19 protein-coding genes and 1 riboswitch are annotated in these 22345 nt (G+C 36.9%); of the genes, 9 read left to right on the plus strand and 10 right to left on the minus strand.

What is annotated here, in order from left to right:
- The first annotated feature begins 127 nt into the window (after positions 1 to 127).
- Positions 128 to 826, plus strand: coding sequence for a M48 family metallopeptidase (locus FSZ17_RS06290; RefSeq protein WP_057775052.1), 699 nt, complete (start codon positions 128 to 130; stop codon positions 824 to 826).
- Positions 827 to 903: 77 nt separating this feature from the next.
- Here FSZ17_RS06290 and FSZ17_RS06295 read toward each other — a convergent pair whose 3' ends face one another.
- From FSZ17_RS06295 to FSZ17_RS06315, 5 genes are read right to left on the minus strand one after another with little or no spacing between them, the layout of a single operon-like run.
- Positions 904 to 1686, minus strand: coding sequence for a TatD family hydrolase (locus FSZ17_RS06295; RefSeq protein ID WP_057775050.1), 783 nt, complete (start codon positions 1684 to 1686; stop codon positions 904 to 906).
- Positions 1683 to 2432 carry an ABC transporter ATP-binding protein gene (locus FSZ17_RS06300; protein WP_057775047.1) on the minus strand — a complete coding sequence of 250 codons (750 nt, stop codon included), beginning with the start codon at positions 2430 to 2432 and terminating at the stop codon, positions 1683 to 1685. The genes FSZ17_RS06295 and FSZ17_RS06300 overlap by 4 nt, the downstream gene beginning before the upstream one ends.
- 1 nt (position 2433) lies before the next feature.
- Entirely contained in the window at positions 2434 to 3195 is a 762-nt protein-coding gene (locus tag FSZ17_RS06305; protein ID WP_057775044.1) for an ABC transporter permease, read from the minus strand.
- Positions 3195 to 3485: an MTH1187 family thiamine-binding protein gene (locus FSZ17_RS06310; RefSeq protein WP_057775040.1), complete on the minus strand. Its 291-nt coding sequence runs from the start codon at positions 3483 to 3485 to the stop codon at positions 3195 to 3197. The genes FSZ17_RS06305 and FSZ17_RS06310 overlap by 1 nt, the downstream gene beginning before the upstream one ends.
- A 13-nt stretch (positions 3486 to 3498) precedes the next feature.
- Positions 3499 to 4497 (minus strand): ABC transporter substrate-binding protein, encoded by a 999-nt coding sequence (locus tag FSZ17_RS06315; RefSeq protein WP_057775037.1) that lies wholly within the window; start codon positions 4495 to 4497, stop codon positions 3499 to 3501.
- 93 nt (positions 4498 to 4590) lie between these two features.
- Positions 4591 to 4700, minus strand: a riboswitch (TPP riboswitch).
- Between the two features lie 274 nt (positions 4701 to 4974).
- On the opposite strand from FSZ17_RS06315, the gene FSZ17_RS06320 reads away from it, so the two are divergent.
- The 3 genes from FSZ17_RS06320 to FSZ17_RS06330 all read left to right on the plus strand — a co-directional run bounded on the left by FSZ17_RS06320 (position 4975) and on the right by FSZ17_RS06330 (position 6310).
- Positions 4975 to 5397 (plus strand): DUF1801 domain-containing protein, encoded by a 423-nt coding sequence (locus FSZ17_RS06320; RefSeq protein WP_057775034.1) that lies wholly within the window; start codon positions 4975 to 4977, stop codon positions 5395 to 5397.
- A gap of 76 nt (positions 5398 to 5473) precedes the next feature.
- Complete coding sequence (locus FSZ17_RS06325) at positions 5474 to 5845, plus strand: VOC family protein (RefSeq protein WP_057775031.1); 372 nt, start codon at positions 5474 to 5476, stop codon at positions 5843 to 5845.
- Between the two features lie 69 nt (positions 5846 to 5914).
- Entirely contained in the window at positions 5915 to 6310 is a 396-nt protein-coding gene (locus tag FSZ17_RS06330) for a VOC family protein (RefSeq protein WP_057775028.1), read from the plus strand.
- A gap of 107 nt (positions 6311 to 6417) precedes the next feature.
- Here FSZ17_RS06330 and FSZ17_RS06335 read toward each other — a convergent pair whose 3' ends face one another.
- Positions 6418 to 6687, minus strand: a complete 270-nt coding sequence (locus FSZ17_RS06335; RefSeq protein WP_057775025.1) for a hypothetical protein — start codon at positions 6685 to 6687, stop codon at positions 6418 to 6420.
- 177 nt (positions 6688 to 6864) lie between these two features.
- Between FSZ17_RS06335 and FSZ17_RS06340 the strand changes: the two genes are divergently transcribed.
- Entirely contained in the window at positions 6865 to 7584 is a 720-nt protein-coding gene (locus tag FSZ17_RS06340; RefSeq protein ID WP_057775022.1) for a response regulator transcription factor, read from the plus strand.
- Positions 7562 to 8878: a sensor histidine kinase gene (locus FSZ17_RS06345; protein WP_057775019.1), complete on the plus strand. Its 1317-nt coding sequence runs from the start codon at positions 7562 to 7564 to the stop codon at positions 8876 to 8878. The genes FSZ17_RS06340 and FSZ17_RS06345 overlap by 23 nt, the downstream gene beginning before the upstream one ends.
- A 74-nt stretch (positions 8879 to 8952) precedes the next feature.
- On the opposite strand, the gene FSZ17_RS06350 is transcribed toward FSZ17_RS06345, so the two are convergent.
- On the minus strand, positions 8953 to 10356 hold the full coding sequence (locus FSZ17_RS06350) for a trypsin-like peptidase domain-containing protein (RefSeq protein ID WP_057775016.1): 1404 nt from the start codon (positions 10354 to 10356) through the stop codon (positions 8953 to 8955).
- 210 nt (positions 10357 to 10566) lie between these two features.
- Between FSZ17_RS06350 and FSZ17_RS06355 the strand changes: the two genes are divergently transcribed.
- The gene (locus FSZ17_RS06355) at positions 10567 to 11379 is read left to right on the plus strand and encodes a DUF2262 domain-containing protein (protein ID WP_057775012.1); all 813 of its coding nucleotides are present in this window, start codon (positions 10567 to 10569) and stop codon (positions 11377 to 11379) included.
- Between the two features lie 197 nt (positions 11380 to 11576).
- Here FSZ17_RS06355 and FSZ17_RS06360 read toward each other — a convergent pair whose 3' ends face one another.
- Together FSZ17_RS06360 and FSZ17_RS06365 are read right to left on the minus strand one after the other, a co-directional pair.
- Positions 11577 to 11921 carry a DoxX family protein gene (locus FSZ17_RS06360; protein WP_057775009.1) on the minus strand — a complete coding sequence of 115 codons (345 nt, stop codon included), beginning with the start codon at positions 11919 to 11921 and terminating at the stop codon, positions 11577 to 11579.
- A gap of 756 nt (positions 11922 to 12677) precedes the next feature.
- Positions 12678 to 17036: a S8 family serine peptidase gene (locus FSZ17_RS06365; RefSeq protein ID WP_407643425.1), complete on the minus strand. Its 4359-nt coding sequence runs from the start codon at positions 17034 to 17036 to the stop codon at positions 12678 to 12680.
- A gap of 1520 nt (positions 17037 to 18556) precedes the next feature.
- Between FSZ17_RS06365 and FSZ17_RS06370 the strand changes: the two genes are divergently transcribed.
- Both FSZ17_RS06370 and nagA read left to right on the plus strand, forming a co-directional pair.
- On the plus strand, positions 18557 to 19582 hold the full coding sequence (locus tag FSZ17_RS06370; protein WP_057774998.1) for a hypothetical protein: 1026 nt from the start codon (positions 18557 to 18559) through the stop codon (positions 19580 to 19582).
- Between the two features lie 217 nt (positions 19583 to 19799).
- Positions 19800 to 21026, plus strand: coding sequence for an N-acetylglucosamine-6-phosphate deacetylase (gene nagA / locus FSZ17_RS06375; RefSeq protein ID WP_057774994.1), 1227 nt, complete (start codon positions 19800 to 19802; stop codon positions 21024 to 21026).
- Between the two features lie 39 nt (positions 21027 to 21065).
- On the opposite strand, the gene FSZ17_RS06380 is transcribed toward nagA, so the two are convergent.
- On the minus strand, positions 21066 to 22163 hold the full coding sequence (locus tag FSZ17_RS06380; RefSeq protein WP_057774991.1) for an ABC transporter ATP-binding protein: 1098 nt from the start codon (positions 22161 to 22163) through the stop codon (positions 21066 to 21068).
- Positions 22164 to 22345 lie beyond the last annotated feature (182 nt).

Genomic DNA, 22345 nt, shown 5'->3' on the forward strand with positions numbered 1-22345 from the left:
TAAATGGAAGTTTGAGAAAATTAGAGTATAATATACTCTAGTTTCATCAGAAGTTACTACAGAAAAGGTGGCTTTAATAAAGATCACTGAGAAATATGCCAAGAAATTCTTAACTACAGGTGATGATATGATACATACCTACTTAGGTGAGACAATTCGTTTTGAAATAAAATACAAAAATCGGACATCCATAGGCATTAATATCGATCACTATGGAAATATTGAAGTTCAGGCACCGAAAGGGACACCCGATGAAAAAGTGGTTCAAATAATAGAAGAAAAATGGGATTTGATTCTGCAAAAGACTAAAGAAATGAAGGATAGACTGCTTGGCCCAAAGGAGAGGGTTTATGATCATAGTGAGAGCTTTCTTTATTTAGGAAATGCATATCCTATACAGATCTATCATGATCTTAATATCACGGTTTTGTTTGAAGGAGATCAGTTACATATTTATGTGAAGCAGCATGAGGATGAAAAGATACAACAAGCTTTAAAAAGATTTTATTATCAGCAGTGTAAAGCTATAGTTACGAAGAGTATCTCCTCCTATCAAAAAAATTTTACTGTGAAACCTCGTTCTATCCGTATTTCTGATAGTAAAACAACGTGGGGAACCTGTGACTCAAAACTGCAGCTAACCTTCAATTGGAAGCTGGCAATGGCACCACAAAAAGTAATAGACTACGTAGTCGTACATGAAATGTGCCATATGGTGCATCTAAATCACGATCGATCCTTCTGGCGCCTCGTTGGAAAAATAATGCCTGATTACAAGGAGCAGGAAAAATGGCTGGCATTATCAAGTTGGAAAATGACAGTTTAGGAGAAGGTGTTCCTAAATGCGCTAGAGGTCAGATACCTTTTTAAAGAGCGAACGGTGACTATTCACAGTTCGCTCTTTCACTTTTTGTCTTTTTCTTTTAGATTATAAAAATCAATTGTATTTTTTCGGACAAGAGGATAAATGTCTGTAATCGGTACACGCTTTAATCTAGCAATTTCCACAAGTGATTTATGCATCATATATGGGTGGGTTTGACTACCTGTAAAAGGACCTTCGAATGGCCAAGGGCCGTCTGTTTCAACCATGATTTGCTCGAGTGGATACTTTTTGACAAGCTCCTTAATTTCATTTTCATAGAGTACATCAGGAGTGATGGATATGAAGTAACCATTCTGAATCATCCGGTCAATCGTATGCTCATCTCCCTTAAACCAATGGAAATGTGCTTTTGAAATAGAGTGCTTTTCAAGAAGGTCACAAACCATTTTCGCGTCTTCGTAAACAGCGTGAAGTACAAGCGGTTTTTGCCATATTTTCGACTTGACGGTCATTTCTTCTAACAATTCAAGATAAGGAGCTCGTTCCAGATCCTGTTCTTGACGTAAATAATAGGGGAGTCCCACTTCACCTACTGCAATCATTTCGTCTTGATGACGGTCCATCCAATTGATAAGCTCGACAAGTTCTTTTTCATGAGGAAGCTGCTGCTCTGGGTGATAGCCATAAGCAGGATATACCTGTTGATAGCATGAAGCAATTTCCTGCGTAGCTTGACATGATTTCAAGTCAAAAGATACGGCAATAAGTGCTTCTATAGATGGGTCACCTTCAATAATATTGCTTAAATCTTGTTTTTCGTATTTATCAAGATGAATATGGGCATCAATGATTTTTTTCATGATGATTGCTCCATGAATGATTTTAGTTCGTAATAGATTTTACGTTTCCATTGTAAAAAGTCGTCCTCTAATAAGAGCTCTTCTTTACGCGGTCTAGGAAAAGGAATGACAAATTCAGCTGCAATTGTTGCAGGCTTGTTGGAGAGAATCACAATCCGATCGGATAAAAACAAAGCTTCCTCAAGATTATGGGTGACAAATAAAACCGTTCGACGATTGTTTTCCCAGATAGACAATAGCCATTTTTGCATGTCCAGTTTTGTGAGTTCATCTAACGCTGAAAACGGCTCATCAAGTAAGATGATGGGCTGCGGGCTAAGTAAAGCGCGAATAAAGGATACCCGCTGTTTCATGCCGCCAGAGAGCTCATTAGGATAAGAATGGGTATATTCAGCTAACCCGGCTTTCTCAATCATTTCTAATGCTTTACTTGTATCCTTTGTTCCTTTTAATTCTTGACCAAGAAGAACGTTTTGTAAGACTGTTCTCCACGGAAATAAACTAGGGGACTGTGGCATGTAGCTGACTGCACCTGTTTTGCTATTAATTTTTTCACCTTGCAGTATAATCGTCCCTTCATCAGGAGCAAGAATGCCGCCAATTAGTGAAAAGAGCGTACTTTTTCCACTGCCTGAAGGACCAAGAATGGAAACAAATTCACCTTCATTCACTTGTAAATTTAGATGCTTAATGACATCTACATCTGCAAATTTTTTCGAAATATCTTGTATCGTTAAGACACTCATTTTAGTCTACTCCTTTTGACTGCCAGCGGATAAGAAGTCGTTCAATCAAAACAATTGCCGCAAAGAATAATAGGCTTAACGCCATGATTGCAAAGATGGCAACAAAGACACGATCTGTTCGGAATGAGGACGAAGCTAAAGTCATGTACACACCGATGCCTGATTTAGCCCCAAGCCATTCGGAAATTACAGCACCCATAATACTGTAAGTGGCAGAGATTTTTATTCCTGAAAAAATGGATGGGAGAGCATGTGGAAGTTCCAGCTTCCAAAACAATTGGCTCTTCGTCGCTCCAGCCATTTTCATGTAATGCTTTAAGTCAGGAGATGTTTGTTTAAACCCATCAAGTGCTGCAACCGTAACGGGGAAAAAACAAACAAGTGTAATGACAATGATTTTTGGCAACATCCCAAAACCAAACCAGATGACTAATAATGGGGCTAGAACGATGACGGGAATATTTTGTGAAAGAATAAGAAGCGGATATACAACTTCACGTACAAACGGAAGGAGATAGAGCAGAATAGCAACGAAAAGCCCAATCCCAACACCGATCGTAAACCCAGTAACCCCAAGTTTTATCGTTGAAAGCAAATGTTCTGAAAAGCTTGGAAAGCCTGTAATTGCTTCGGTCATAATGGTTGAAGGAGCAGGAAGCAGCCATTCTGGAATATCGGCTATTTTAACGGCAAGCTCCCAAATAAAAAAGAAGAGAAGGAGAACGAAAACCGATCTCCATCCCTTAAATCGATTCTTCTTCATTAGCGATACTTCTCCGTTAACTGATTCATGGCTATGCCTGATGGCTGATATAAAACTTTCACTTGAGAAATCACGTTTTTGCTGCCGATTTCAATCATACGTTCATTCATTTTTTTTATAATGTCAAATAGCTCTGAAAGCTCCCCTTCCATTGTTGTTTCTAATGGATGAACTTCATAATTGACACCTGATTCTTCAATAATTTTAATCGCTTCATCCACATATGGAATGACATCTTCTCCATTTTTTGTTTTCGGGATAATTTGAATGCTAACTAGGGAATTATTCATCTTACTAGTCTCCTTACTTTGGCAAATAGTCGTTTGTATAGGCTTTTTTAGCATCTAGCTCACTATCTAATAATTTATTTTCATACATCCAGTTTGCATAGTTTTCCCAAACCTCTAGCTTTTGTTCACCCCATCTTGGAGCATCATCTTGATAACGTGTTGCTAACCACTCTTGACTTTTCTTAACAAGATCTTTATCAAGATCAGGAGCTGCTTTCAATAAACTATCTGCTGCTTCAAATGGATGGTCGATCGCAAATTCATAGCCTTTCGAAACAGCCTTTAAAAATTTCTTCACTTGTTCCGGATTCGATTGAAGCTTCTTTTCATTTGTTACAAGTACTGGTGTATAGTAATCAAGCTTTTTACTATAATCGGTTAAATAAACCATATTGATCTTTTCGCCGCGAAGTTCTGCTTCAATGCCTGTCCAGCCATAATAAATCCAAGCAAAATCAATGTCTCGTTTTACCGCTGTAAAAAAGTCTGTATCCCCCATATTCACAAAGGAAACATCTTCTACATTGGCATTTTCCTGTTGCATCAAGGAAGTAATAACGGATTTTTCAACTGGAGCTCCCCAGCCTCCATATGTTTTTCCAGCAAAATCCTTTGGTGAAGTAATATTTTTCTCCACTGGAGAGGCAAATCCTGACGTATTATGCTGGATAACTGCTGCAATTGAAACTAAAGGTACCCCTTGAACACGTGCTTGTGTAACACTTTCCTGATAGCTTACGCCAAAATCGGCTTTTCCTGAAGCAACTAGCTGATCAGCTCCTGCTTCACCAGGCATAATAATCTCAACGTCCAAGCCTTCTTCTTTAAAGTATCCTTTATCCTGTGCAACATATAAACCGGTATGATTTGTATTCGGTGTCCAATCAAGAACAACCGTTACCTTCTCATTTTTTTCTTTCTTTTCCTTCGCGGGATCTGCGGATTCCTTTCCTCCGGCACATCCTGCGAGAAGCAAGGATGTAGTAAGCATAGTTGCAATTAACCTTTTCATGACATTTTCCTCCAAAGTGTATTCGTGGTAACTCCAGAAAAAATAAAAAACACCCGGATGAGAACCCGCGCGTCCATGAACAAACATATCTATTCTTTACTCGAATATGTTTCCTCCGCTGGTCTTAACCAGATCAGGTTCAAAGGGTCAGGACCTCACAGATCCAATCTCAACCGTTAACACCGGTTCCCCTACAATTCTAATGCTATTTATTTTTTCAGGCACTTTATTATAACAAAAATAAGAGAGTGTATAGCATAAATATGAAATCTTTTTGCTAGTGTTAAGAAGATTATCTTGAGAAGGAGATTTTTTATGATGAAGATTATATCAGTTGAAAGTACTATAATCCCTTTTCTTGCTAGTTTATTTAATACTCGGTATAGTTTATTTGAATAATGAAAATCTAGTGGAGAAGTGATTAGTAAGCGGTAATAATAAATTTTAAAAAATCAGTATGAAAGGAGGAAAGCCATAATGTATGAACCTAAGACGAAAGAAACTGATAGTAGCGTCATTGAATTTATCGAAAAAGTTGATAACGTCAAAAAGAGGAAAGATGCATATGATTTGTTGGATATCTTTACTGAAGTAACCGGTTTTCAGGCTAAGATGTGGGGGCCTAGCATTATTGGGTTCGGTTCTTACCACTATGTATACGAAACTGGGCACGAAGGAGATGCACCACTTGTTGGCTTTTCACCTCGCAAAGCAAAAATCAGTCTATATTTTACAATGGAAGAAAAAGAACGAGAACAATTACTAGAGAGTTTCGGGAAGCATACATCAGGTAAAGCTTGTATTTATATAAATAAACTAGATGACGTAGATTTAGAAATATTAAAGCAGTTAATTGAAAAAACGGTTAACTATTTTGAAAAAAAATACCCTAGAAATTGATTTTTAAATGAATCAAGTGTTATTTTTTAGATATAAGGTGAAAGCATCCTCATGATCTAGTGAAAGGAGAAAAAATATGAGTATTGGAGCATTTTCTGTTAGTTTGACGGTAAAAGATATTCATGCTTCAAAAGCATTTTATGAGAAACTTGGATTTAACGTTTTTGGTGGAAATATCGATCAAAACTGGTTAATCATGAAAAATGAAGACTGTATAATTGGCCTGTTTCAAGGTATGTTTGAAAAGAATATATTAACTTTTAATCCTGGGTGGGACAGTAATGCTGAAGAAGTAAATCCTTTTAAGGATGTTAGGGTATTACAGGAGGAACTTAGAGAAAAAGGAATTAACTTTATTAACGAAGCAAATGTGGCAACTGAAGGCCCAGGGAGCTTTATGATTGAGGATCCTGATGGTAATCTAATCCTTGTCGATCAACACAGGTAAAAATAAACATAAAAAATATCCATTCAAGTGTGCAGTACATATCTATGTGAATATATTAGGAGGTTAATCATGGGAAGAGTCGTTCATTTTGAGATTCATGTAACTAATATGGAACAGGCAAAAACATTTTACGGAGAGGTATTTGGCTGGACGTTTCAAGACTGGAGCGAATATGCTGGAATGCCTTACTTTGGGGTTGTGACAGGAGAAGAAAATGAACCTGGAATCAATGGTGCTTTAATGCAGCGTCAAAGTGCTGCACCTGAAGCAAATCAAGCTTTAAATGGCTATGTTTGCACAATTGGTGTGGAAGATTATGATGCATCGGAAGCTAAAATCATTAAGAATGGCGGAAAAGTCGCAATGCCAAAATATGCTTTGCCAGGAATGGCGTGGCAGGGATATTATTTAGATACAGAGGGAAATATTTTCGGGTTACATCAACCTGATGTTAATGCTAAATAAGGTAACAATATAATTGAATATATCTGACTAAGGTGCCTGACCCCACGTTTAATTTCGCTAGGGATCAGGCACCTTTTTTACAGAATGAATCAATTATTGCTGCGTTATCATTCTTTGTCTTTAGCAGTCGAAATAGCTTCTTCAACTATAGTAGCTGGTGTAGATTCAACTAATTCACCAGATTCCATATCATTTTTAGCATTCTCTAATTGACCTTCTTCAAGTTGTAATGCAGGGATAGATAAAGTAGCTTCAATGAACTCAGTTCCATCCTTATCTTTTACAGAATCATCCTGATTATCTGCAGCCAATGCTGAAATTGGTAAAACACAGCCTAAAGTTAATGCTCCAGACATAATGATTTTTTTCATTTTCATGTGAACACACTCCTCAATAAAATAATTTAACTTACATAAAAAAGTATAGAAACTCACTCTGGCAAAAAAATGGACTGATTGTGGAAAAAGTATGTAATCGAAATAGATTACACTGAGATTTAAGCAAAATCTGTTAAAATTAACATAATTTTATCGGATGAAGGGATGTATCTTTCGATGTCAATGCTAATTGGAATTGTCGAAGATGAGCTTCATATTAGGCAAATAATTGAAGCATATTTGCAAAAAGAAGGTTACCGAACAATTAGTGTTGCCTCAGCTGAGGAGGCATTAGAAATAAAAATGGTCATGTCACCTGATTTGTGGATTCTAGATATTATGCTGCCAGGGATGGACGGATATGAGTTTTGCAGAAAGATAAGAGAAAAGGAAGAGATTCCTATTATTATGATTTCTGCTAAGGATGAAGAAGTAGATAGAATTCTTGGATTAGAGATTGGCAGTGACGATTATTTAACGAAGCCATTTAGTCCTAAAGAGCTGATAGCTAGAGTAAAGCGGCTGCTGCATCGCTGGACGATGCTACAAAACTATCAGAAAAAAAGTGTAAATGAAGAAGAACAGGTTTTAAGAGCGGGAGATATAAAATTAATCATAGAAAAAAGACAAGTGTTTTGGGGAAGTGAGGAAGTGGAGGTCACGATAAAAGAGTATGACTTACTCTACTTGTTAATAAAAAGGTATGGACATCCATTTTCAAGAGAAGAAATATTACATTTTGTTTGGGGCGAGGATTATTTTGGAAGTGATCGTGCTGTAGATGATTTAGTTAAGCGATTAAGGAAAAAGATGACAGGTTTACCATTAGAGACTGTTTGGGGATATGGATATAGGCTCCGGGAGATGAAAAATCATGAAACTGCTGAATCAAATTAATATTGCTTTTGCCTTTCTGATTATTTTTTTGTTCATTATTATGTTTTTATTAATGAATAATTTATTTGAAACAATATTAGAGGAGAATCAAAGGGGGAAAATGAGAGAGCAAGCAGAAGCTGCGCTTACCTTACAACCAGAAATGGAAACAAAACCAGTTGAAAGCAGTGAGGTAGTATTTTTTCCTTCGAGTATGTCAATTCCGTCCGTAAAAGATAAACACGAGCAAGAGCAATTGAAAGTTGAATTGGCTGAAAATGCTGAAAAAATTGTTGAAAGCGGTCAGTCTTCATGGATTGGAAAGGACGATAAATATTTAATTGAAACGATAGAAAATTATGATTCATCGGCTAAACCAATTATTATTGCATCATCCATTAGCCCCTTAAAAAAGATTCAGTATGACTTTATGACAAAAATGTTCATTATTTTTGTGATTGGTTTGATTTTTGCGCTATGTTTAAGCTTTTTCATTACAAGAAAAATTATTAAGCCATTACACTTATTGCAAACAGAACTAAATAAGGTAAAGGAACGAAGGTTTTCGGATGTTTGCCTGATTAAAGCAAATGGAGAAGTAGGAACTATAGCCGATTGTGTATATGAACTTGCACAAGAATTAGATATTTATCATCATTCCCAGAAAGAGTTTCTTCAAAATGCTTCCCATGAATTAAAAACGCCTATTATGAATATTCAAGGATATGCTGAAGGAATTAGAGACGAAGTATTTACAGGAGAAAAAGCGACAAAGGGATTAGAGATTATGATTGGTGAGTGTTCACGAATGAAAAGAATGATTACAGAAATGCTTCTCCTCGCCAAATTAGAAAGTGATAAGAATGTTTTTAAGCTTCAGAAGGTTAATATAAACTTTTTATTAAAAGAGGTTATAGAAAAACTCCAATTATTAGCTAATCAGCATCAAGTGGAACTTGAAATTGTCCATCAAGAAGGTACCGATTCATTTTTGTATGTTGATGAAGACAAACTTTTGCAGGCTTTGTTGAATATTGTAAGCAATGGTATTCGCCATGCACACAATAAGGTTTCCATTACGATGGAAACATTGACTAGTAATATTATGATTAAAATAAAGGATGATGGAGAAGGGATTGATGAAGCCATTTTTCCATTGATCTTTCACCGATTTATTAAAGGTAAAAATGGTGAAAATGGTTTAGGTTTAGCGATTTCAAGAGCTATTATTGAACGTAGTAATGGGAAAATCCAGGTTGAGAATCAAAATGAGGGTGGAGCAACATTTCAAGTTACTTTACCATTTATAAAATAACAAAAGCGTTCAGTTCAAGGAACTGAATGCTTTTGTTATTTGTTTTTGCACTTAGCTGGGGTTAGACACTTTATTTAAGTATGTTCAATAAAATTCCGTGCAAAATCATATATTTCTTGCGAAGGAACTGCCAGATTTAGATTTTGCCCTTTGTTAAACCCTGCAGTGATGAGACCCACAAGCCTCCCATACATATCTAGCAGTGCACCACCTGAGCTTCCATTGGAAATAGGAGCAGTGAATTGGATCATCGGAATATTATCAATATCTCTGAAACCGGAAACAATACCATCGGAAACGGAATTAAATAACCCTAAAGGACTTCCGATGGCAACAATCTTCTGTCCTCGAACTAATTGACCATCTGTTTTCAAAGTGAGAGGTGCGCAGTTTTTATTCACTTTAATAATAGCCAGGTCATATAGCTGATGATATTTAATGAAATTATCTGTCATATATTCTTCCGTTTCATTTTCGTAGAGCACTGAATAATAGTGTCCACCCGCAACCACGTGTAGATTCGTTACAATATATCCCTGACTATGGATGACAACACCAGAGCCGCCGCATACAATATTATTTTCATTATCATACACTGTAATCATGACAACAGAATTTGACAGACTAGCCAACTGCTCATAACTTAATTCTTCACCTTTTGCAGGATTTTGGTTCTGCTTTACAGTAATGGATACCTTAGGTCGAGAATTGGTAATTGGTGCTGTGGGCAAGGATGCATGTTCTATTCTTTTTGCAGGTGAAAAATCTGGTATTTTTACGTATTCTGAATACAGGGTGCTGCACTTATATGATGTTGAGTAAGTATCGATTTCAGGATCCAAATGGACAATATCCTCTTTCGGATTCATATAGCATATGTCACAGCCAAGTCTTGATAAGAAATACAAAAATAATAATTCATGCTGTTTAATATCTCCGATAAAAACGACTTTAGGAGTAGTTTCGGTATTAAAAAGTCTTGGCAAATAGATTTCCATCCAATTCAAAAATTTTATAACAAAATTTTTAAGTAAAGTTGCACTGGAATGAGGATTGATTTTTTTATACATGGATAGTATCTGCAGAAAGGTGAGTTTTTTCGTCCATTCAAGGGTATCGTTATTTAACCCCGTGCACAGATGAGTTTGATTAAGTGATTTAGGATCAGTTATGGAATTATTAACGATCGGTTCCCAATTCTCCCAAACCTTTGATAGCCTATTAATCTCATCTATATTTGATAATTTCTCAAGACCATTCAATCGTAAATAAGCAGTCGTATTTGAAGAAAAATACTGGTCTATTTTAAGAATATTTTCAGTGTAAAGTTCGATTGTATTAGGAATACCAATATATCTGACAAAAAGGACTTCTTTCGCAACAGAATAATGATCATTTTTATTTATGAGCATAAAATCTTCGAGAGGATTTTGTGTTTCTTTAAGTTTGACCTTCAAGGCCTTCGTTCTTACTATCATATCTATACTCCTGTTTACAATATTTAGTATAATATTCATTATAAGTAAATTTTATATAAGTGCATAGTTCGAATTTTTTATAGGAATATATTTTCATAGTAGAAATAGCATGCAATTGAGGAAATAGAGAATTCAATTTTATTAATAATACTCGCAAAGCACTTTCAATTCGAATTGTGCCTGATCGAGGCGAAAGGGATGTCTGTAAAAATGAGTAAAACGACTGAAAGAAGTAGATTTGAAAACAGATTCACTGAAAATGTTATTGAAGTAGCGGCTGTCACAGGGGCATCAGGGGCTGGTGCGGGAAAAGGAGGCCGAGACATTATGTGGAATGCGTCAATTAATTTGATTGCGTGGAAAAGTTTACATAGCAATGAACCTGTTATGAAAGAAGAATTGCGACTTGAATGGTTGGTTGATGATAAAGAATGGGAACAATCAAGAGACATTTTGAAAATGAATACAGTTGTTAAATTACAGGTGCGTAGGGCAGAAAAATCAATGATGCTTGTTAAGGTTCTGGAAACAGCATATAGAGATGATGAATTGGAAATGATATTGCAGGAATCAATGAAGCCGGTTTTTTACAATGATGAGGTGCTCGGCAAGTTTGAACTAGAAAAGAGTGTTAAACTTTTTGAAAAGGAAATTTTTTGGGCTGGAGAAGAAGGCACTTTGTATTTTGACTGGGATGAAGATGAGAATACGATGAAGTCTGCATTGGAAACTGCACACACACTTTTCAAGGTTCAGGATGAATGGAATCAGAAAATCAGAAAGTATGCTTCAGAAGAACTGGTTGAGTTAGCAAATGATTGGCTGCAGGATAATGATGAGGCAGAGATCGATGAGATTACGAAAGAAATGTTCATGAATTTCATGGAATTAAGCAGCATCAGTGTCTATCCAGATGGTGATTTTGAGATGTTCTTCTTTGATGGGGATATGTTTTGGGGACATTCTATCATTGTAAATGGAAATATTAATGGGGATCTTGCTTCGGCTGAAATTGCAGGATAGTGTAAGATAAAAAAATGAATAAATTGACGAGAGAAGATATTAATAGATTGATTGAAAACCGAAAAGGTAACTTGGTGGGAAATATAAAGTGACCTACTCGCAATAAACTAGTGCAGGGCTTTATGCACAAAATGGCTTATGAACTGCTATGGTAGAGAAGAGTAGGGAATCCACCTACTCTTCATAAACGTGTGCAGTTAAATTAGAATAAAAAGCAATATAAAAGCGATTATCCCTAATAACACGATCATAAATGTTTCTTTAAAACCATCTTTTACACGTATATGCGTAAGTGTTCCGCCAATCGCTGTTACACCAAGTAATGATGCTCCTGCAATGGCGAAATCCTTTTGCCAAAAACCAATTATTAATAGAACTGCACCAGCTAGCTCCACAAGCCCTGTTACGACACGAAACCATTGTGGTAAACGCCAATGAACGAAAAGTTCGCGGTGCATTTTTGAGCCTGTCACCTTTCCAAATCCAGCTGTTAAAAACATAAAGGCTAATAAACCTTGTAAAGCTCCTTCCAAAATTGTCACTCTATATCCCCCCTTACAAAAACAATTGTCATTTGTTTAATATATGTATTATTTCTTGCAATGTCCTATGAGTGATACGCCCATTTTATCGATAAATACGATTTACTCGATGTTGTTTTTTTAGAAAACAATTTAAAAAAATATACAGTAGTAGTTAAATTGTTATGAATCTTTTAGAACGACTACAGAACAACTAATTAAGATAAAATTGGAAAAAGTATTGAATTCACTGCTCATTAAACGAAATCTTAAGAGTGGAAAAATAGAATAAAAAAATTGGCGCATTTACGCTGAGTGGGGGTATTTACAGGGCATGTTAGTCCTGTTTTTAGGGATAATTTTTTTAAAAATAAAAAAGACTCTAAGCAGAAGTCCCTAAAGTCTTTAATATCTTAGCTGTATTTATGATAGTTTTATTAGAAGGTTCGTTATGAACTCTTACAGTAATTGTGACAGGATTCTGGAATACCGTCTTTGAGTAAATGAAAGCAAAGGCAAAATTAGCCCTTGAATGTGAGGAGAAATCCACCATTTATGCTCGGAGCAAAGTCGAAGTAGAAAGTGTGTTCGGCCACATTAAGGGCAATCGGTCGTTTCGCATATTTCTTGCGGAGTCTCGACAAAGTGCATGTCGAGTTCGGGATTGTGGCTTTGGCACACAACGTACTGAAGTAACGGGCATCCTCCGGCTACTTTCAGAGAATAATCGTAATAATAGAAAAGCAGAAACAGTTAAACTGCTTCCGCCTTATTTTTTTACTTTTTCGCATTAATAAATAGTTTACCAGCTGCAGTTTTTCTTGTTTCATTTCCGTAGGCATCTGTAACTTTTATTTCAACCTCCGCGCCAGGTGCTTTGACTTTTGAAGTTGCCGTGTAATAGCCTACATAATGACCAGGGGAAGTTTCAATCATTGGGAGTTCAGTTGCATTTGTTATTGCATTCGTTAATGGCATTCTGATTGCAAACACTGATTTTAAACCTGCTTCACTGTCAAATTCTATTTTAACAGATTTGCCTGATTTTAATATTTGATCCTCTGCTGGCTGCAAGTTTTCTACTGAAGGAGCTGTAAATTTAGCATCAACCACTACAGATTTTTCCAGGCTGTTTCCAGCTTTATCCTCCGCAATTACTTTAATTGTATTTTCCCCTTCCGATAAAAGGACACGATGCGAATATTTACCTGCATTAATCTTGGCTTTTTCACCATTTACTTTAACCCAATCCAAGTTCTGGTCTGATACTGTACCTTCTACTGTAACAGTCTCTTTATTTGTTTTGAAGTTGTTTACGGGCTTGTCAATAAAAAGTTTTGGTTTCGTTTTATCATAAACTACCTTAACAGGAGCTGAAGGATCTGTTGTACCACTGTTTGTCGAAGCTTTAGCCGTAAAGAGGTTTTCACCTTCATTTAATTGTACTTCTGCTGCAAATTTCCCGTTCTGATCAGTTTGCACAGCTGTAGCTTCCTTACCGTTATTAAATATCTTAACCGCAGTAGTCGGAGCTGATTTCCCTTCTACCATTACTGAACCTTGATTCGTAAAGAATCCATCGGCAGGGGATGTGATAACAGGTGCTTTGACTTCGTAACTAACAACCGCTCGAATCATGTAGTTTCCATCTTCTTTAGGAGTTGGATTAAATTCCCCCCCAAATAAGAACCAGCTGCGTTTAGCATTCTCACCATCAACATCACTTGCAAGCCCAGGGGCATACGGATTATCTGCACTTTGGATATAAACCATGTAGAAATCGCCATTGACGATAATACCTTTTGAACTTAAATCTACGTGTGTCCACTCACCATTTCTTTTTGCGGTTGCATTAAATGGTCCTGCTATTTTTTTACCAGGGCCGCCATCTTTACCGCTCGCATCGTAAACAGCAACCTTGAAATCCGTTCCACCAGGCTCAGGCCATTGAGTGTCCCAGAATCTGAATAATCCTCCTGTCACCATCGCACTAGTTTCGCCTTTAGCTAAAGACATTTTGACAGCCCAGCCATTTCCTGCACCATAAAAAATATGTGCGTCTTCTGCTGTACCATCATCATAGCCGATTTCTCCTGGATACCCGATAAACGGTTTTAACTGTACGTCTTGTTTGACAGATCCCGCGTTTATTTTTACGGTTAATTCTTTACTATAGGCTGATGGGGAGGCCACTTTTAATGTATAACTTCCCTCATAGGCAGTAATGCTATATTCTCCTTTTTCATTTGTTTGGACAGGTTGAACCTGAGCATCTTCCATCAACAACAGAGTAGCATTTGAAACGGCTTCTCCTGTCACTTCATTTGTGACTACTCCAGAAATCGTCCCTTTTGGAATTTCTTCCAAGATAAAGTTAGCTGTTACTTCTCCGTTAGCTGGAATAGCAACTGATTGAGATGCTGAACGATAGCCATATGTCTCTGCCTGAATAGTAAATGTCCCTGTTGCGTGATTTAATTTGTAGCTGCCATTCTCAGGATTTGTAAAGGTTGATCTTCCTGATTCCAGCACACTTACCTCTGCACCAAGCGGTAAAAGTGACGGAGAAGATTCCTGTTCTAAGTTAACTTTAGAAAGCTCCTCTTTGACCGGAGTTATTTTGCTTGGATCCACTTCTTCCTTATCAGGCATTGTTTTGGAATCCTGTTGATTTTGGTCTTTAACAACCTCTAATGTAGACATATTAGATGCTTGAATAGATTGATTGGATAAACGAACATCGTCTAAATACCAGCCTTGATAACCAAAAAGAATGTCTGAAGTTACATTGAAAGCAACATAAATTCTTTGACCAGCATATTCACTTAAATCAACTTCTCCATCAATCCAACTAATGGATTTGCCACTGATACGGAGTTTTTGCGTCCAGTTTTCCATATCTGTTGAAACAAATACATGGCCAAAATCATAACCTTTACCAAAATGTTCTTCAAGTTCATACCATTGTTTGAATTGTAAGTAAGCCTCTCCATCTTTAAGATCGATTGGCGGCATAAGTAACGTCATATTTGCATTATCAGGATATTTCCCATCCAATTTTGTCGCATAAACTTTCTCACCTGATACGGCATTTTTAGGTCCAGAAGTTGGTGTTCCCCATTCCCAGACGTTATTTTCCCCGTAAGAACGCCATCCATCAGGCTTAGTTTCAAAATCTTCAAAATAACCTATACCAATTCCAGATATAACAGGGATATTGTACGAATTGGACATAACCTCATTACCGCTATAATCCGTTATCTTCCATTTGTAAGTGACAGTAGGTTCACTAATGTCTTTTCCTGGGATTGTTGCAGCATATGAGCCATTTTTATGATCTCCTGAGGTTCTTTTAGCCTGAACTGTACTCCTATTCCCATCCGCATTTAAAAATTGTAATTCGACATTCGTTACGCTGACATTGTCTGTTACTTGAATATCTAAAGGTAAATCTTGGCCTGAATATGTTTTTTGTGGAGCACTATGCTCGAACTTTGGTTTCTCTTTATCCTCACCTTCTACACTGACTTGTCCTTTTATTTTTCCAAGACCGGAAGTAATGGACGCCACAGCTTCATACGCATTGACTAGTCCATAACCATACCCATTATTAGGGGTATTAGGAAATGTCGAGTCTGTTAAAGGAACAGCGGTTGATAATAGAATTTCCTCTAATTCATCTACTGTCAAACTTGAATCCACCTGACGAAGCAGGGCAACAACCCCAGAAACATGCGGTCCTGCCATTGATGTTCCATTCCATCCACCTTCATATCCACTTCCTGGAACAGATGATCGGATATTGACTCCAGGGGCTGAAATATCTGGTTTTACCTCATTATATGGAGAAGGCCCTTGAAGTGAAAAATCACCTAATTTGTTATTAATATCAACCGCACCTGTTGCAAATGATTCAGGATAGTTCGAAGGTTCTGCAGCTGATGCCGGTCCACCAGGGTTAAAAAGATTTGTATTCCCTACGGAAAACTCAGGGAAAATTTCTGCTGCGCGCCATGCATTAACCATTGGGCGGTACCATTCATTAAGACCCGGACCACCGCCCCATGAATTATTGACAACGTCAGGCGCCTTTTCAGGGTGAGGATTTCCATTTCTATCTTTCGGAGCTAAAATCCATTCACCTGCTGCTAATAAATCTACATCTGTTCCGCCTTCTTCTGTGAAGGCCTTAACAGCAATCCACTTCGCTCCTGGCGCAACACCAATTTGATTATCTCCGTTAGGTTCAGCACCAACCATTGTTCCCGTTACATGGGTTCCATGACCAACATCATCTAAAGGAGTAGTTGCATTTGAAGCTGGATCATACCAATTGAATTCATGGTTTGGGTTATTTGGATTTGCTGGATCATATCCTCGATATTTTTCTTTTAATGCAGGATGATCCCATTGTACGCCTGTATCAATGGAAGCTACCACAATCCCTGTACCATCAATCCCCATTTTCCATACAGAGGGGGCACCTACATTTTTAAGATTCCATTCAACAGAGTCTGTTTTGCTATTTTCGCTAGCTTTTGTTTCAGAAGTTTCTTTACTTTCTGCTGGTTCAACTGCTTTATGAAGTTGTCTCGTTTCATTAGGAAGAATCTTTTCCACTTCCGGAAAAGCTGCGATTTGTTCCATTACTTCTTTCGTAGCTGTTACAGCCATTGCATTGACAATATAAAAGGATTGAGTATTTTTGGCTTTACCAGCCTTTTCTTGTTTCTTCAAGTACTCATTCACATTTCCTTGTGTTTCAATTGATGTTGACCTTAAAGAAGAAACTACTGCTGATCGTTTCATATACTTTTCCTTTGCCGGGGAAGCCTTTTGACTAATGGCATTTTTTTCAGCGGTCTTAGCGACCTTTTTTGTATCTACTTGCTCTTTAAATTTAATAAGGAAAGTAACTTTTTCCTGTTTATCAAATTGTTTTTTTAGCTTACTATTAATCTTGCTTTTTATAGATCCTGAACTAGTATCCTTAGCGGATATGTAAGGTTTTTGGTTTGTTGCTGCTGTCCCCATTCCTGAAAACATTGGAAAGATTAGTAATGCAGTTAACATGATATACAACCATTTAAAGCGAGTATTCTTTTTACTTTTCAACACTTTTCCTCCTTTAATCATTCATTCCATTTGAAATAATTTGCTAACCGAATGCCGAGAAGATAGATCACCTCTTTCCATAAAATCCTAGTTCAATATTTTCCTAACGTGTAAATATTAGCAAATAAATAATTTAAGATTTGTCGAACTTTATCCAAAATATACAGTATATTCTGAAAATGATAGTTTCGAACGTGGTAAATGATCGAAAAATAGGGATTAATACATATATAAGTTACCTCATCACCGTGCATTTGTGCGGGTTTCTAAGAACATGGACATTATTACAACTAAAAATAAGGATTTAGAACCGAATGAATTTTAATAATTAAATAGGATAGTTATTACAACCGATAACAAACTAGATATAATTACCTTTTTATAAAGTTACAAATAGGATTGAATAGTTAATAATAACCGTTTTTTTTTGCTGTAAACCAATAAAATCATGGGACAACACAAAAGTAGCCACTCCGGAGATGCTAATTTCATTAATAGGGGTAGAACCAGCGAAGATGTTGCCACCCGCAATAAGGAAATGTCAAGAAAATGTAGATTACAATATAATTATTTAATTTTAAACCTTCACACACGCATACCCCCATCCTGTTTTTGTGATGGGGGTAAAATAAAGTTGCCTAATTTTTGATAAAAAATGCATTACCGAACTTAAAAAATATTAATAAAGTGTTTAATAATCTAAGTTTTATTCCATATTCGCACCCTTGGGACAAGGATCCTTTCCGTTATACTGTCCCCCCTAGTACAGGTGACAGACGTCTAGATATGCACGAGTTTACTAGTGATTCAGACGACCTTAATATAACAATAGATTAAAGTAAAGATTAAATCGCTATCCATTAATTATTTAGTCTACAGAAAAAATAGGTTTTATCTTTTTAGAACATAGTACGTTCTAAGCTTAATCGGTAAATCTAAATTTAGAATGGGTAGATGTAGAATGGATTGAAGAATTATTCTTTCACAATCATCAAGTTTGGAGGGGGTAAAGAAGGCTTAAAGGTATAGATTTTCACAGTATGAAATGAAGTAAAAACACTCCTAACTAGTTTACTATTAAGATAATAAAGGTTAGTAATAGTCTATACAAAATATGGTATTATTTTAAGTAAGAGTATCTAGTAAAATGAAAGTAACCAACTTGGTACTCTTTTTATTATCTTTGGTGTGAATGCTTGATGCACCGATTGTTAGGATATGCCTAGCATCTACAAATGCATCATGAAATATTTTCGCAGATTAACGGGCAGTAAGACCCCCACTACAATGTTGCGAGAGAATCAAAGAAACCTAAGTAGGGGATCAACTGCCCGTAAAATGAACACAGACTAAAAGCGCCACATCGTGTGGCAACGTCTGCGTGACCCACTTCCTGTGGGCCGCAACTAACCATCAGTGGGGGATGAAAGCCGACTAAGAACGCCACGTCCTGTGGCAACGTCGGCACTAGCACGTCCTGTGCGAAAAACCCCCACTGATAGAAGTTTCACTTTATTAAAATGTAGTAAGGGGGAGGAATAATGGGAATCAAGTTTCAGAAAAAAGAAGAGTGGTTTAAGTTTTATGATAATCAAGGAAATGCCATTGAAAGAAAAACGGAGGTTCGCTTTGATCCACTGACAGGGGAATCATCTCGACTCATTTTTAATCCTGGGATAACATTTACTCCACCAGATTATACAGATATGGCTGTGCAAACTGGTGGAGCGAAATGTCCGTTCTGCCCTGAAAATTTACTAAAGCTGACTCCAATTTTTCCAAAGGATATTACTGAACAAGGACGAATTTCTCAAGGAGAAGCGGTTCTGTTCCCAAATCTTTTCCCTTATAGCAAGCATAATGGGGTTGTCATTTTCTCCGAACAGCATTATGTTCGATTAGAAGAATTCACCCAGAAATTAATAATGGATGCTTTCATGGCAGCCCAGAATTATATTCAAAAAATAGCTGAAATTGATTCAGAGGTACACTATGTATCTATTAACTGGAATTATCTCCCTTATTCAGGCGGGAGTGTCCTTCATCCTCATATTCAGGTCAGCGCTTCTGATTCACCAACGAACTATCAGGCACTTGTAAGTCAAAAGGCAGATGCTTATCAAGGTGATCATGATTATTTCACTTCTCTATATGAAATAGAAAAATCACTTGCCGAAAGATGGATTGGGGAAAAGGGGAGTGTTGCTTGGATGCATGCTTTTGCTCCGAAAAGTCAAAATGATTTTGTAGGAATTTTCCGTGGCAAATATACGATTAATGATATTACTGAACAGGATTGGGCAGATTTTGCTGAAGGCTTAAAGGCAATTTTTTCAACGATGACGGAGCAAGGGTTTGCGAGCTTTAACATGGCATTAATGGCATCAATGGATGCTGCTTCCAATCAGCCGATTCATGTACGACTTATTCCTCGATTTACAATTGGATTACTTGGCACAAGTGATATGAATTTTTTCCAAGCCCTTCAACAAGAGCCGCTTACATATAAAGTACCAGAAGAAGTAGCCGCTATAGCCCGTCAACATTTTCAAAAAATAAATGAATAAGTAGAGCATGACTGTTTAATCAGTCCACTAAATAAGAGCGTGGGAAGAAATAACATTCTGTTTTTTCCTACGCTATTTGTATTGTTAAACTTCTAGTTAAATAGGTACTAGTTTTTTTCATAAAATAATTTTAAGAGAAAATGATTTACGCATTAATGTCTTAATGTTATATTTTTTGAAAAGTGTGTATATTGGAAGCGGTAAAGGATGCGATGAAATGGACGATCTAGACATTAGTAAATTTTTGCTTAAAGATATACAGATTTATACAGATGCTGGAGTAATCAAGAATGGTTATATCAAAATAGATGCAGGAATAATAGCTGAAATAGGGTCGATGACGGAATTAGCCCAAGCTCAGGACTATAAAGAACTTGCTGTACCCAAGCATTATTCAGTCATTCCGGGACTAATCGATGTCCATATTCATGGCGTTGACGGAGCAGATGTCATGGATGGAACGAAAGAAGCCCTTGATAGGATGGCAAGTGCGCTACCAAAAGAAGGAACAACAAGCTTTTTGGCAACTACCATGACCCATTCAAAGGATGTCATTGAAAAGGCATTGATTAATGTAGGGGAAAATATTGAAACAAAGTCCTCAAAAAATAAAGCAGAGGTCCTTGGCGTTCATCTAGAAGGCCCCTTTGTAAATAAAGAAATGGCTGGGGCACAACCAGTCCAATATATTATTAACCCTCAGAAGAAATTATTTAAAGAATGGCAGAAGCTTTCGAAAGGGAATATTAAACTCGTTACACTTGCACCTGAAGTAGATGGAGGACTTGAGCTTATTCGCTATTTAAAAGAAACCGGTGTTATTGCTTCTATTGGCCACTCACGTTCAACCTATGCAGAAGCTGTTGAAGCCATCGACGCAGGAGCTACGCATGCCACTCACCTTTTTAATCAAATGAGCGGCTTGCATCACAGGGAGCCTGGTGTAGTGGGAGCTGTTTTCTTAAGGGAAGAATTGAAGGCAGAGCTTATTACGGATGGCATTCACGTCAAACCTGAGGTTGTAAAACTGGTACATAAGCTGGTAGGTACTGATAGAATCATCTTGATCACTGACTCAATGAGGGCAAAATGCCTAAAGAACGGAACCTACGATTTAGGCGGACAGGATGTCACCGTTCAAGATGGAAAGGCAATGTTGAGTGATGGAACCTTAGCTGGAAGTATGTTAAAGCTAGGTCAAGCCTTAAAAAATATGATGTCTTTTACCGGCTGCACGCTAGAGGATGTAGTTCAAATGGGATCAGCTAACCCAGCAATGCAATTAAATGTATTTGATCGAAAAGGAAGTATTGCTGTTGGGAAGGACGCCGATTTGGTTATTTTGGATGAAAATTTTGATGTCTATATGACTTTTTGCAATGGAACAATCGCTTATGATAAAGAGAATCAAGAACCGACGATACAAAAAAGAGGAACTCGTTAATGGTTTTATCATTATGAGTTCCTCTTTTCATTTATTTTTTTATCGAATTCTTAATTCTGTTTCAGCATCAAAGAAATGGATTTTATCCATATTAAAGGTAAGTTCAACTTTTTGTCCGCTTTGAATATTGGCATTGGCGTCTAAACGTGCGACAAAATTCTGCCCTTCAATACTTGAATAGATCATTAATTCTGCTCCTGTGAGTTCGGAAACATCAACTTGAGCGCTAATAGCTGCTCCTTTTGCTGCTCCACTAAAAGTGGAATCATTATGAATATCTTCAGGACGAACACCAAGAATGATGTTTTTGCCTATATAGCCTTTTTCACGAAGAAATTTCATTTTTTCCTCAGAAATAGAAAGTTTTATATTTCCTACTTTAAATCCGCTGTCTTCAAGATTTCCTGTAATAAAATTCATTGCTGGAGAACCAATAAATCCACCAACAAAAATATTTTCAGGGTTGTCGTAAACTTCTTTCGGAGATCCGACTTGTTGAATCAAGCCATCCTTCATAACGACGATCCGTGTTGCCATGGTCATGGCTTCCGTCTGGTCATGAGTAACATAAATGGTTGTCGTTTGTAACCGTTGATGAAGCTTAATAATCTCTGAACGCATTTGTACACGAAGCTTAGCATCAAGGTTAGAAAGCGGTTCGTCCATTAAAAATACTTTTGCATCACGAACAATCGCTCTTCCTAATGCGACACGCTGACGTTGACCTCCGGAAAGAGCTTTTGGCTTTCTGGATAAATAATCTTCCAGACCAAGAATTTTAGCTGCTTCTTTTACACGACGCTCAATTTCAGCCTTAGAAAATTTACGTAGCTTTAAGCCAAATGCCATATTATCGTATACAGACATATGAGGGTAAAGGGCATAGTTCTGAAATACCATTGCAATGTCTCTATCCTTAGGAGCAACATCATTTACCTTATTTCCATCAATGTAAAAATCGCCTTTTGAAATCTCTTCAAGTCCAGCTATCATTCGTAAAGTAGTTGATTTACCGCATCCGGAAGGACCTACAAAAACAATAAATTCTTTATCATGAATATCAAGGTTAAAATCCTCAACGGCTGTAACCTTATTATCATAGACTTTGTAAATATGATCGAGCTTCAATTCAGCCAATTCATACAGCCCCTTTTTGAAATATTTAATTTATTGTAAATCAAATAGAAAGGAAATGAATATGGGCTGTCTGCACAAACTTTCTACCGTCATTTTGGGCGGTGTTCACATTTGGAATATGGTTTATTACAGATTAACGTGTTCAACGAGTGTTGTTTAGCTAATTTAAAGGGAAATTTTCG

The sequence above is a fragment of the Cytobacillus dafuensis genome (assembly GCF_007995155.1).
Classification (GTDB): Bacteria; Bacillota; Bacilli; order Bacillales; family Cytobacillaceae; genus Cytobacillus; species Cytobacillus dafuensis.